Source organism: Streptococcus cuniculi, assembly GCF_001921845.1.
Taxonomy (GTDB): Bacteria; Bacillota; Bacilli; order Lactobacillales; family Streptococcaceae; genus Streptococcus; species Streptococcus cuniculi.
On the sequence record NZ_MSJM01000006.1, the window covers coordinates 1 to 13,293 of the forward strand.

General features: G+C 39.1%; 13 protein-coding genes. 1 reads left to right on the top strand and 12 read right to left on the bottom strand.

The annotated features are described in order from the left end of the window. Positions 1-240: 240 nt before the first annotated feature. From ftsH to ychF, 10 genes are all read right to left on the bottom strand, one after another. The gene (gene ftsH, locus BU202_RS07005) at positions 241-2,214 is read right to left on the bottom strand and encodes an ATP-dependent zinc metalloprotease FtsH (protein WP_075105084.1); all 1,974 of its coding nucleotides are present in this window, start codon (positions 2,212-2,214) and stop codon (positions 241-243) included. A 21-nt stretch (positions 2,215-2,235) separates the two neighbouring features. Beyond that, positions 2,236-2,778 carry a hypoxanthine phosphoribosyltransferase gene (gene hpt / locus BU202_RS07010; RefSeq protein WP_075105085.1) on the bottom strand — a complete coding sequence of 181 codons (543 nt, stop codon included), beginning with the start codon at positions 2,776-2,778 and terminating at the stop codon, positions 2,236-2,238. A gap of 7 nt (positions 2,779-2,785) precedes the next feature. Further along, positions 2,786-4,054, bottom strand: coding sequence for a tRNA lysidine(34) synthetase TilS (gene tilS / locus BU202_RS07015; protein ID WP_075105086.1), 1,269 nt, complete (start codon positions 4,052-4,054; stop codon positions 2,786-2,788). Positions 4,055-4,056: 2 nt separating this feature from the next. Next, complete coding sequence (locus BU202_RS07020) at positions 4,057-5,337, bottom strand: serine hydrolase (protein WP_075105087.1); 1,281 nt, start codon at positions 5,335-5,337, stop codon at positions 4,057-4,059. Positions 5,338-5,350: 13 nt separating this feature from the next. Next, positions 5,351-5,470 (bottom strand): SP_0009 family protein, encoded by a 120-nt coding sequence (locus BU202_RS07025; RefSeq protein WP_075105088.1) that lies wholly within the window; start codon positions 5,468-5,470, stop codon positions 5,351-5,353. Next, a complete protein-coding gene (locus BU202_RS07030; RefSeq protein ID WP_075105089.1) occupies positions 5,467-5,838 on the bottom strand; it encodes an FtsB family cell division protein in 372 nt (123 codons plus the stop codon). Before BU202_RS07030 ends, BU202_RS07025 begins: the two co-directional genes overlap by 4 nt. Continuing rightward, positions 5,807-6,097: an RNA-binding S4 domain-containing protein gene (locus BU202_RS07035; protein ID WP_075105090.1), complete on the bottom strand. Its 291-nt coding sequence runs from the start codon at positions 6,095-6,097 to the stop codon at positions 5,807-5,809. The genes BU202_RS07030 and BU202_RS07035 overlap by 32 nt, the downstream gene beginning before the upstream one ends. A 50-nt stretch (positions 6,098-6,147) precedes the next feature. Continuing rightward, positions 6,148-9,642: a transcription-repair coupling factor gene (gene mfd, locus BU202_RS07040; protein ID WP_075105091.1), complete on the bottom strand. Its 3,495-nt coding sequence runs from the start codon at positions 9,640-9,642 to the stop codon at positions 6,148-6,150. A gap of 1 nt (position 9,643) precedes the next feature. After that, the gene (pth, locus tag BU202_RS07045) at positions 9,644-10,213 is read right to left on the bottom strand and encodes an aminoacyl-tRNA hydrolase (protein WP_075105092.1); all 570 of its coding nucleotides are present in this window, start codon (positions 10,211-10,213) and stop codon (positions 9,644-9,646) included. A gap of 70 nt (positions 10,214-10,283) precedes the next feature. Beyond that, positions 10,284-11,399: a redox-regulated ATPase YchF gene (gene ychF / locus BU202_RS07050; protein WP_075105093.1), complete on the bottom strand. Its 1,116-nt coding sequence runs from the start codon at positions 11,397-11,399 to the stop codon at positions 10,284-10,286. A 205-nt stretch (positions 11,400-11,604) separates the two neighbouring features. On the opposite strand from ychF, the gene BU202_RS07055 reads away from it, so the two are divergent. Continuing rightward, positions 11,605-12,111, top strand: coding sequence for a YehR family lipoprotein (locus BU202_RS07055; protein ID WP_075105094.1), 507 nt, complete (start codon positions 11,605-11,607; stop codon positions 12,109-12,111). A gap of 30 nt (positions 12,112-12,141) precedes the next feature. Here BU202_RS07055 and BU202_RS07060 read toward each other — a convergent pair whose 3' ends face one another. Both BU202_RS07060 and BU202_RS07065 read right to left on the bottom strand, forming a co-directional pair. After that, on the bottom strand, positions 12,142-12,336 hold the full coding sequence (locus BU202_RS07060) for a DUF951 domain-containing protein (protein WP_075105095.1): 195 nt from the start codon (positions 12,334-12,336) through the stop codon (positions 12,142-12,144). Between the two features lie 2 nt (positions 12,337-12,338). Beyond that, positions 12,339-13,247 carry a diacylglycerol/lipid kinase family protein gene (locus BU202_RS07065; RefSeq protein ID WP_244149033.1) on the bottom strand — a complete coding sequence of 303 codons (909 nt, stop codon included), beginning with the start codon at positions 13,245-13,247 and terminating at the stop codon, positions 12,339-12,341. Positions 13,248-13,293 lie beyond the last annotated feature (46 nt).

The window sequence follows — 13,293 nt, forward strand, 5'->3', positions numbered from 1 at the left end:
ATTTTTTTCGTTCATTGACGGTTTATGTCTCCATAAACCACCCTGCACGTTTGGTTCGTCTTCTTTAATTTTCAAAGGTCTTGTCCGTCCGCTCTCTCAAGCGACAACTATATCAGTATATCACCTCTTCTTTAACATGTCAACTACTTTTTGAAAAATTTTTTAATTTTTTTAACCATTGGGAAGCTCCGCTTCAGACAAGGAGTTTATCCATCTACTATCAAAAAATGAGAAGTAAATTTACTTCTCATCTTGCATTTTTTCTTTAATTTCATCATATGAAAGTGGATGAACATCTTCCTCATCACGGTGTTCAGAATCTGTTGGCATTTGTCCTGTTTCATAGAGTGATTTGATTTGAACGCTATCCAATGTTTCATATTTCAACAAAGCTTCTGCAATCAGCTTATGTGTTTCCCGGTTAGCTTGAATGATTTCAGCTGCTTTATCGCGCGCTTCATTCAATAACTTGCGAACTTCATTATCTAATTCATAAGCGGTCTGTTCAGAAATATGTTTTGGAGCAGTGTAGCCACCAAACATAGCATGATTTCCTTCATACTGCATTGGACCCATTTTATCACTCATTCCATATTCTGCAACCATAGCCCGCGCCATTTGCGTCGCTTGCTCAAAGTCGTTTGCAGCGCCTGTTGTTTGAGCATTAAAAATAATTTCCTCTGCCACACGACCACCCATAAGACCTGCCAATTGCTCCTTCATATCTTCCTTAGATAGAAGCATCTGATCTTCTTTTGGTAAGGCAATCATGTAACCACCTGCACGCCCACGAGGAACAATGGTTACTTTATGAACTTCACGTGCATTTGACAGAACAAGTCCAACGATTGTATGACCTGCTTCGTGATAGGCAACCATTTCTCGCTCACGTTTTGAAATTTGACGGTCTTTCTTAGACGGTCCTGCGATGACACGGTCTTCTGCCTCATCGATATCAGAAGCATCGATAACTGACTTATTCTGACGAGCAGCGACCAAAGCAGCTTCGTTCAAAACGTTTTCTAAATCCGCACCAACAAATCCTGGGGTTTGTTGCGCCACCAATTTCAAATCGACATCCTCTGCCAATGGTTTGTTTTTGGCATGGACTTTCAAAATCGCTTCACGGCCTTTTACATCTGGTCGTCCGACTAAGACTTTGCGGTCAAAACGTCCTGGACGAAGAAGGGCTGGATCCAATACATCACTACGGTTGGTTGCAGCAATTACGATAATACCTTCGTTTCCAGCAAAACCATCCATTTCAATCAATAATTGGTTGAGGGTTTGCTCACGTTCATCGTTTCCGCCGCCCATGCCGACACCACGTTGGCGACCGACAGCATCAATTTCATCGATGAAAATAATTGCTGGGGCTGCTTTTTTAGCATCTTCAAAGAGAGAGCGGACACGGCTAGCACCAACTCCGACAAACATTTCGACAAAGTCAGAACCAGAAATACTAAAGAAGGGTACTCCTGCTTCTCCAGCAACAGCTTTTGCAAGAAGTGTTTTACCTGTTCCTGGAGGTCCTTCAAGCAGGACGCCTGCAGGAATGCGCGCGCCTAATTTAGTGAAGCGTTTTGGATCTTTAAGAAATTCAACAACTTCTACTAACTCTTGCTTTTCTTCTTCTGCACCGGCTACATCAGAAAAACGGACTTTAACATTGCTCTTTTCTAATGCCTTAGATTTATTACGTCCAAAATTCATGGCGCCTCGTGCACCACCACCTTGGTTCATCATCATGACAAAGAAAATACCGAAAATCACGAGCGGAAAAATGTTAATCAGAATATTGAGCCACAAGCTATTGGAACTTTCTGGCTTGACGGTCACTTTTACATCGTTTTCTTTCGCCAGTGCCTGCAAATCAGCTAGTGCTGAATCAGCTGGCAACATAGTCGATGTAAATTTTTGATAACTCGTCTTATCTGAAACTTGGAATAATTTAATCGATTCCGCAGCCTTGCTATCTGCTACTTTTTTATTTTTATAGGTTCCTGAAATTTCAACAACACTACCATTTGGTTGGTAAGTGACATCTGTCACGTTACCGTCTTTTAATTCTTTCACAACTTGTGAGTAGCTGATTTCATGAGTTGAAACTTGACTACCTGCTTTAAAAAATTGATACGCCGTAACTAAAGTAGCAATAATTAAAATAAGGAGAAAAGGATTTCGGATAAATCCTTTATTGTTTTGATTGTTCATAAATACTATAGTAACCTTTTTCTAATTCGAATAAACTTCTTCTTTCAATACTCCTACGTAAGGAATATTGCGGTAGTTTTCATCATAATCTAGACCAAATCCTACAACAAATTCATTTGGAATTGTAAAGCAAGTATAATCTGGTTCAATCTCCACCACACGGCCTTCTGGTTTATCAAGGAGGGTTGCAATTTTAATAGAAGCTGCTTGGCGTAGAGCAAACAACTCTTTCAATTCTTTCAAGGTGCGTCCTGTATCAATGATATCTTCGATAAAGAGGACATCACGACCCGCAACGTTTGTATCTAAGTCCTTGATAATCTTGACAGTACCGCTACTTTCAGTACCCCCATGATAGCTAGAAACCACCATAAAGTCCATTTCGATATGAGTGTCGATATGTTTGACGAGTTCCGCCATAAACGGAATAGAACCCTTTAAAATACCAACCAAAAGGGGATTTTTTCCAGCATAATCTTCTGTTAAAATCTTCCCTAATTCCTTGCTTTTTGCAACAATCTCTTCTTCTGAAATAAGGATTTTTTTGATATCTTTTTCCAACATATTTCATTCACTCTTTCATTTTTATATATAATGTAGCTTTGATTATATCATTTTTTGCAGATTTACTCAAATCACTGGCAACCATATTTGCGATTCCGTAAATTTTTCCCTCTTGTTCAATCACAATAGCCGTATCCCGCAACTTTTGAGGTATTTTTTGGTCAATAAAATAACGGCGAATTTTTTTGTGAATCGAATGAAGCAAAATACGATCACCAGCCTTTCTCCCTCGTAGGAGAATCGGTTGATGAACTTGAAGATAGATAATCTGATCTGGTTGCTCAAGTGGCTCATTTAATGAAAAAATAAACGACCCATGTTGAAAAACACCTTCTGATTCTATCACGTATTCTTCCTCTTGCCTATCCGTCTTAGGTTGGATTTTTGTAATAGCAAAGCGCTGATAATCCTTGATAAGGTAATAGTCACCTTTTAAGTGGTGCTGGTAATTGGCCCTTTTTTCAAGAATGTTTAACACTTGGTCAAATTGATCTCGTGTCAACTGAAGTTCTGGAAATTCTTCCAGATAGTGTTGTAGTAAAAAATAACGAACAGCTACTGTCTGCGCTTGAAAATCCTGCAAATTTGTCACGTCAATGTGACAGATCAAGTCCCTAAGAGCCTGATGCAACAACTCCGACTCTTTTCCTACATGCAATAAAGCAGATGTAAACTGGGGATTTTCATTGACTAATAGAGGAAGATAGTCATTACGAATACGATTTCTAAAATAAAGCGAAGAATAGTTACTCTCATCTTCAAAGTGAGGCACATTCATCAATTCGCTCTTAGGAAAAGGCAATAAGGGACGAATCAACTCTCCACTTGCAAAAGGTTGAACAACTCTCATACCGGAAAGGTGAGCTAGACGACTGCCTCGAATCAAACGCATGAAAATCGTCTCTGCCTGATCATCAGCGTGATGAGCCGTGACAAGAGCTGTATAATCATGCTGCTTCATCACTTCTGCAAAAAAATCATAGCGCATGGTGCGAGCTGCTTCTTCAGAGAATGTTCCTTCAAAATAAGAAACGTGAAAAGGAATGCTTCGTCTTTCAGACCATTCTTTGATATAAACCTCTTCCTCAGCTGATTCTCTTCGTTGCTGATGATTGACATGAGCAACCCCAATCCTAATATCAAGGATATCCTGGTATTTATAGAGAAGATGAAGCAAATTCATTGAATCTTTTCCACCTGAAACTGCGATAAGGACTGACTTATGCTTATCAAAAAAGTGACCTTCTTGTGTCACTTTTAAAAATTTTTCTTCCATGATTATTTTAAAATCCTGTATACATCATTTGCAATCTGTGAAATATCATCATACGTCATCTGATCTGTAAAAATCGAGACAACAAATGGCTCTTTGGCATAGACAATCGCTACGTCATGCTTGAAGTCATAGGCGTCTCCGATTTTGTGGGCGACTTTGACATCGATATCTCTCGCAATCCGTTGGTCGTCAAAGTTGGTAGTAGACAGACTTTCTAGGACATAACCATTCTGATGATAGATTGCTTCCATCATCAATCCTGCCATTTCAGCCGATGCCATGCGCGAGACCATGTCCCATTTTTGACCTGCAATTCTAGTCGTTTCTTGATAGAAACGCTTATCGAATTTATCAGCTGCATAATAACCGAGGAGATTGCTAGCCACATTATCTGATTCCTTTGCAGTTCGATTAATCAAGTCATCAATGTTGTAATTCTGATTATCAGGTGTTTTAGGGATTGAGCCACTTCCTTCTGGTTCGTAGGCACCATCAAAATCTTCTGTTTCCTTGACATACTTTACACTATCTGTCAATTTTATTTTTTTCTGATTGATATTTTCTTGAACATAGTATAAGGCAGGGAGTTTGGTCACACTTGCTGCATACATCATCTTGTCTTGATTGACACCTGCTGTCTCTCCAGTTGACAACTTCTTGACATAGACAGCTATATTCTTAGAATGATATTTTGTCGTAAGTAACTCCTGAACAGCATCTATACGGTTATCTGTTTCTGATAAATCAGCCACATTTACCCACGCTTTAGAGTTTATTTTCGCAAAGAAACCTAGATGAGTTTCAACAATTTCTGATACTGTTACTTCTTTGTAGGGCTTAACACCAATATCTATTTTTTTCGCTTGATTAGCGATGGGACTGGAGTAGAGGGTGAAACCTTTCTTGAGCCAGGCTTTTTCTGCAACAACCTTTTGCGATAGGATAATATCATCATAGATATGGGTCTGATCAGCCACTACATAACTCTTATCCTTTAATTGGAAGACTAGCTGGTTCTGGCTATTACTATCGACACCAATGATCGAAAAGGATTGATTGGGTTTGATTTTTTTGTAAGGAGTTGTCAACTCTTTGTCAAGGTAGCTGTCAACTTCTTCAAAGACATTGGGATTGGCTGGAACACTTTGAAAATCAGTACTATACTCTTTGTAGTTCAACTGATAATTCATCTGATTGGATAATTCAAATAGAATTTCAGTACTTCCAACGGGTGTCGCTGCGAATAAGACTGGGCTAATAAGCCATAATAACTGCTTTTTCATGTTCCCTCCTTTCCTAGTTTTTAGTATCCTTTTCCTCAATTTTTAAGGCTTGATTTTTCTCAGCTAGTTCCTCTAATTTTTCATCAGAATAAGCCAAGAATTTTTCTACAATTTCTACAATCGTTTCTGTCATCGTGGTAATAATCCTGGGATGTTATAAATAAATTCCCCATCTTTTGAATATTGAAGTTTTGCTCGAATATACTTGGTCACATATTCTTCATCTTCTAGTTTTTTCACCAAGGAAGTCTCAATTTTTTGCTGCTTTTCTAAGTCTTTATAACGCTTTTGCAAATCGTTCAATTGGACCTCACGCTTTTGTAAATTTTCGTAACTAGTAACCAAATTGTAGGTCGGCAAGACGAAGAGAAAGACAACAAGAATCAAGATGGAACCCATAAAGCGATTCTTCTGCTTTTTTTCTTGCCGATAAGCCTGGCTTTTTTGCAGTTCTTCTTGAATGTATTGGTTATTGATTTGGAGAATGTTCGATTTTTTCATCTGCTTCAATCCTTGTTTCACTAATGATTTCATACATCTTGAGCGCATCTTCTTTCTTCGTGCTATCTTTCATTTCCAGCACTCTGACAACCAGCAATTTATTTCCAAAACGGATTTCAATCTGGTCATTTTCTTTCAAATCAGTCGATGATTTAGCCAAAATACCATTGACCTTGATTCTTCCCTTATCCGCCACCTCTTTTGCAACTGTGCGACGTTTGATAATACGGGAAACTTTTAAATACTTATCTAGTCTCATATTTTCACCTCATTTCTTTATTGTATCACTTTTTGATTCGTTTTAAAACTTTATAGCGCCTTTCGTGCCTTAATTTCAACCATTTTTTCAGCAAAATGCAGGAGTTCTTCGATGATTTCATAGTCTTTTTTCTTAGTAATATTAAAGACCAACTCCACACGTCCCTTATTTTCCGAAATACGGGCTTTTAAATCTGTCACAGACAAAGCCTCAAAGTAATCTTGCATCAGGAAGATTTGACCTGATAGTTCTTCAAAGCTGACCACAAGCTGATCCTGTTTTCGTTCCACTTTCTGTGCAAATACTTGATCAAAAGAGGATTTCAAAAGACCAATTTCAAGAAGATAAGCCACCACATCTGGGTATTCTCCAAAGCGATCCATTAACTCATTTTGTAATTCTTCATAATCTACCCGAGTTTCAATCTGCTTAATCCGCTTATAAATCTCAATTTTTTGACGTTGGTCAGAGATATACTCACTTGGCAAATACGCATCGATAAAGAGATTGATTTCAGTATTGCTTTTTTCCCGTTTAGCCTGCTTACCTTGCTTTTCAAGAATGGCATTTTCTAGTAATTGTGAATATAATTCATAGCCGACTGAATCAATAAAGCCACTCTGGGCTGCTCCCAAAATATTTCCAGCCCCTCGAATAGATAAATCCTGCATGGCAATTTTAAAGCCGGAACCTAGTTCTGTAAAACCTTTAATGGCTTCAAGACGCTTTTCAGCAACCTCTGTCAGATTTTTGTCGGGTCTATACATCAAATAGGCATAGGCAATACGATTGGAGCGACCAACACGACCTCTTAGTTGATAGAGGGTTGACAGCCCCATGTGGTCTGCATTTTCGATAAAAAGAGTGTTGGCATTTGGAATATCGACTCCTGTTTCAATAATCGTCGTTGTCACTAGGACATCGTATTCCCCCTCAATAAAGGCTAGAAGTGTATTTTCTAATTGGATTTCTGACATTTGACCATGGACGTAGCCAATCTCTGCTTCAGGTACTAATTCTCGTATTTCAGATACTTTTTGTTCGATTGTGTCAACTTTATTGTAAAGGTAGTAAACCTGGCCCCCTCTATCCATTTCCCGCAAGATTGCATCACGGATAATTGAGGGATTGGTCTCTAGCACATATGTTTGAACAGGGTAACGATTGGTAGGGGGTGTTTCAATGACTGACAAATCACGAATACCTAACATGGACATCTGCAAGGTCCGTGGAATCGGCGTTGCCGTCAAGGTCAGCACATCAATTTTGGTTTTCAACTCCTTCAAGCGTTCCTTATGTTTCACTCCAAAGCGCTGTTCCTCGTCAATCACCAAAAGTCCCAAGTCGGCAAATTCCACATCTTTTGAGAGCAGACGGTGGGTACCGATAATAATATCCACCTGACCTTTTTTGAGTTTTTCGAGCGTCGTTTCTTGCTCTACCTTGGTCTTAAACCGGCTCATAACATCGACATTGACAGGAAATTCTGCAAAACGACTTTGGAAATTGGTAAAATGCTGCTGGGCCAAGACAGTTGTCGGAACCAATATCGCTACTTGTTTGCCGTCATTAACCGCTTTAAAAGCTGCGCGCATGGCAACCTCTGTCTTACCAAAACCAACATCCCCTACCAACAAACGGTCCATTGGAGACGACTTTTCCATATCTTTTTTGATTTCTTTGATAGAGCGGAGCTGATCTTCTGTTTCAACATAGGCAAAATGTTGGTCAAATTCTACTTGATTGACATCGTCTGGTGAAAAGGCAAAGCCTTCTAGTTGACTGCGTTCGGCATAGAGACGAATCAAATCGTCTGCAATATCTTCGACCTGCTTGACTACTTTTTGCTTGGTCCGCTGGAAACGACCGTCATTTAACTTGTTGAGTTTTGGTGTTTTACCGTCTGAAGCAAGGTATTTTGACAGGACATCAATTTGCTCGACAGGCAGAGAAATGCGGTCATTATTCTGATATTGAATACTCAGATAATCCCGATGAATTCCTGATACTTCAATCGTTTCAATTCCGAGGTATTGACCCACACCGTGAACATGGTGAACCACATAATCTCCGACAGTCAGCTCACTATAATCTTTTAAACGCTCCGCATTTGAAATGTTTTTGCGACGGATTTTCCGTTTAATCTTTTTATGGAAAATTTCATGCTCTGTAATCAGGGCAATTTTTTCATCTAAGAAATGAAATCCAGCAGATAATTGGCCAATCGTTAATTGCTGCTGACCAATTTGGAGCTGATTTGGTGCAGCAAAAGCTAGCTCGATGTCATATTCCTGTAAAGTTTTCTGTAAACGTTGTAAAGAGGATTCTGATTCAGCCTGAATAATCACGGTATAGTTCGATTTGGCATAGTGGCGTAATTCATCTTGCAACAAGGGAATTTGATTGAAAAATTCCTGCATCGAATGCTGATTGAACTGGTACATAGCATCAAACTTCAGATTACCTAGTCCTTTTTGAAAGACTGAAAAATAAGTAGCAGGCTTATAAGCTCTAAAAGATTGATAGGCTGATGCAAAGTAATTCAAACTTGACACTGATTTATAATGTTGTAAATCTTGTGTCAATAATTCAGCAACTTCCTTATCAAACTGGGCATGACGATCAGCGATTTTATGAAAATCATCAAAAAATACGGGCGTATGAGCTGGAAGATAGTCTAGCAAGGTCCATTCCTTTTGATAAAAATAAGAAAGGAATTTCCGACTATCTGGATGACGAAAAGACTGTTTTACATCTGATAATACTTCTTCAATATAAGAAATCTGTTCTTGCTGTTGCAATTTTTGTAAACTATCTGTCAACTTTTTTTCAGCACGCAAAAAATCCTCTGAATAGAAAATCATATCAGAAGCAGGTCCTATCAAAATACTATCAACATTTTCAATGGACAATTGGCTTTCAATTTCAAACTGGCGAATACCGTCAATCTCATCGCCAAAAAATTCCAACCGATAAGGATTTTCACTGCTAATTTCAAAAATATCCAGAATATCTCCCCGTTGGCTAAATTCTCCAGGACTTAACACACGAGACACTTTTTTATAGCCAACTGCTTGTAAGCTCTTTACAAGTTTGTCAATTTCAATTTCTTCACCAACTGCAACACTTATCATCGCCTTTTGATAAGAAGCTGGACTTGGTAATAAGATTCGACAAGCAGCCATGCTGGCAACGAGAATTCCAGATTTCTTTTTGTCTAACAAAAAGTTTAAACTTTCCAAGCGAGATTGAGTACGGTCATTTGAAGCAAAAACAAATTCTGCTACAGGATTGTCATCTGTAAAGAAGTTGTAAACATAATCGCTCCCTAAAATACTCGTCAGTTCTTGAGTTAATTTTTCAGCCTCATTCTGGGTCTGTGTCACAATCAAACACTTCTCATCTAACACATCAAATGCTGATGCCATGACAAGGGCCTTCATGGTGCCTGATAACCCCATCATCAGCTGACGAGTCGATTTGCTCAAACCAGCCTGCCACTTGTCAACCTGTGCATTCCGATTGACTAATTCAATGATATTCATCTTAGTTATTATACTTTCTCATGATTTTTTCAGCGTCATTTTCCTGTAAATAAAAGTTTACAAAGTCGTCAAGTTTGTCTAAGGTCAATTCAATCTGAATATGGTCATCTGTCTCAAAGTGTGACAGGACATGCTGAACAACTGTCATACCGTTTTTGGGACGACCAATCCCAATTTTAATACGATCAAATTCCTGACTGCCAAGGTATTTGATGATGCTCTTGATTCCATTATGGCCGCCTGCTGATCCTTTCTGACGAAAGCGCACTTTCCCAACCGTCATATCCAAGTCATCATAAATCACCACTAAATCTTCTTTATCCAGTCCATAGTAAGTCAATAAAGCATGGACAGCCTTCCCTGATTCATTCATAAAGGTCGTTGGCTTAACCAGATAGACCTTTTCACCATCTATAAAGGTTGAGGCAATGTCTGCCTGAAAAATCTTATCATGGTTAAAGGACAGATTTGCTTTTTTAGCGATGCGATCGATGAACATAAAACCAACGTTGTGCTTGGTATGTTCATAGCGATCCCCAGGATTGCCCAGACCCACAATCAATTTTGTCATGATATCTCCTTTTAAAACACTAAAACGGTTGGAAAATCGTTTCCAACCTTTAGACTATTCTCGACACGCTTTATACATTAAAGCGGAATTCCATAATATCGCCGTCTTGGACGATGTATTCTTTTCCTTCCTCACGGAGGCGTCCTGCTTCTTTGACGGCTTTTTCGCTACCATAGGTCATGAGGTCATCATAAGACATGGTCACGGCGCGGATAAAGCCTTTTTCAAAGTCTGAATGAATGATACCAGCGGCTTGTGGCGCTTTGATACCACGTTTAAAGGTCCAAGCCCGCACTTCTTTTTCACCTGCTGTAAAGTAGGTTCCTAGACCTAGCAAATGATAGGCAGCTCGCGTTAACTTATCGACACCTGACTCTGTTAAGCCCATAGCCTCTAAAAATTCAGCTTTATCAGCTTCATCTAGTTCTGAAATTTCTTCTTCTGCACGCGCAGAAATCACGACCACTTCTGCATTTTCTGTCGCAGCAAAATCACGGATTTGCTTCACATACTCAATATTATCTGGATCTGCGACTTCATCTTCGCTGACGTTTGCCACGTAAAGCACTGGTTTGGTTGTCAGAAGGAACAAGCCTTTCACGACTTTTTGTTCTTCTTCCGTAAAGTCAATCGTCCGAGCAGATTTGCCATCTTCTAAGACTGGTTTAATTTTTTGTAAAACGTTAAATTCTGCTACAGAATCCTTATCCTTTTGGGTACGCGCCATTTTTTCCACACGCGCATAGCGTTTGTTGACACTCTCCAAATCAGCCAAAATCAATTCTAGGTTAATAGTTTCAATATCAGCCATCGGATCGACAAAGGCTGATTCACGACCTTGTTCCCGCATGACATTTTCATCATCAAAGGCACGGACAACGTGGACAATTGCATCTACCTCACGGATATTGGCCAAGAATTTATTTCCCAGACCTTCCCCTTTAGAAGCCCCTTTGACAATTCCTGCGATGTCTGTAAATTCAAAGGTCGTTGGGACGGTCTTTTTAGGGGTAATCAATTCTGTTAATTTCTGCAAGCGCTCATCTGGCACTTCGACCATTCCGACATTGGGGTCAATGGTCGCAAAAGGATAGTTTGCTGCTTCTGCTCCTGCTTTTGTAATTGCATTAAATAGGGTTGATTTTCCAACGTTTGGCAAGCCAACGATACCTGCTGTTAAAGCCATTTCTTATTCTCCATTCAAAAATTTCAATCACACCTATTATAGCAGAAAAATTTGAAAAAAGCTTGCTAAATAGCAAGATAAGTAAGGATAAATTCAACCACCACACAATGCTTTGAAACTAGTTTGAAAAATAGTGAACCAATTCTACTACGCAAAAAATAAAAAAATATGCTATACTATTCTTAGAAAATAAAGGGGGGACCTTATGAAAAAAACAATTACTACTACACTCAAACTTATGTTTTCTTTGCTATCCATATTTTTATTAGTGGCTTGCGCAAAGAGTGAGACCAAAGAAGAAGCTAGCTACTTCCAAAAAATTGATAAAACCACAAAATCTGATTCTCGTTTGACTTATTACCATAAAGGAGATGATGTAGTCCACCAAACAGCAGAAAATACTGTTTATTACAGTGCTTTTGGGACAAATGATAAAAATGTAGTCAAAGAACAACTAGAACCAGTTTCAGCTCTTTATGCAAATAAAAAAGGTGTTACTCACACTATAGATTATCAAGATGAAAAATTAGTTGAAACATTAGAAATCGATTATACCAAGGTTGATTTTTCTGAACTCAAAAATATTCCTGGTATGATTTTTGAGAGTAACGCAAAAGATGTCAAGAAAATCAGCTTTAAATCAAGTACGGCTTTACTGGAACAAAATGGTTTTAAAAAAGTTCAAGATGGCAAATTTGAATCCCTAGATTAACCAAAAGAGGAGTGCTTGGCACATCCTCTTTTATGATACGATTTTTTTCAATTTTCTCTCAAAATCATGCCGGCTCATCATGACCAAGTGATCGCAATTGGTACAGCGGATTTTGATGTCTGCTCCTAGGCGCATGACTTCCCAGGCATTTGCTTTTTTCCCCGTTGATTTAATGACACAGGCATGGGGCTTTTTCATTTCCACGATACTTCCTAATTCGTACATCTTTATTCCTTTCCAAGATAATAATAACGTGTTTGACATCTGATGGTTACTTGTTCTATGGTCTGTAGTTCCCCATCAACTTGTGCAACGGTTTCATGCGGTACTATTAGCCTGACCCTTTCTGCTGTCATATGCTGCAAGAAAGGAGACGCCTTGTGGCGTTTGACTAGCAAGGCTAACAGAGCCCTAATACGCTGGCTGATGGAGCTTGCTGACACATAGACAAGGTCCATCTGCGATTTGGTCACATGGGCTTCTGGCCAAATCATAATCCCTCCACCAAAATAGGTGTTATTCGCAATCGACAGAAAAAAGAGATGGTCCAATGCTACTGTCTGATGGTTCGTTTCCACAACAACTGATAATTGCAAAGGATTTAATAAGCTAAGAACGCCAAAGAAAAGATAGGTGAGCTTACCGATTTTGAGGCGATTAAACCACCTTTTGACCGCTGAGTTTTCTGAATGTGCAATGACACGCGCCGGATAGCCAATATCCAAACTATTGACCACTACGCCGCTTGGAACTTCTAGTACACAAATGGGTAGAGGTGCTGTTTCCAGTAAATTCTCCATGACCTGCTGCCAATTTTTAATTCCTGTAGCACGCGCAAAATCATTTCCTGAGCCAGTTGGATAATAGGCAAAAGGGAAATCTTTAGGCCAAATGGAAAGGACTTTGGACAAGGTCCCATCTCCACCCAGAATCAAGAACCGGTCACTCTCCTTCCGAAACACTGATAAAATCGTTTCTACTTGCGCATATTCGTCGTTTTTACTAGTCGTCAGGTAAGATTTTATCTCGACCTGTGGATAAGCTGCTTGAATATCTCTGATGATAGTAACAGCCTTCCCATTTCCTGCCCTAGGATTAGCTAAAATATATACAATCATATCCCTAATCGTTTTCATTTTTACCCTAGTATAACATAAAAAGAGGTCAAATGACCTCTTTTAT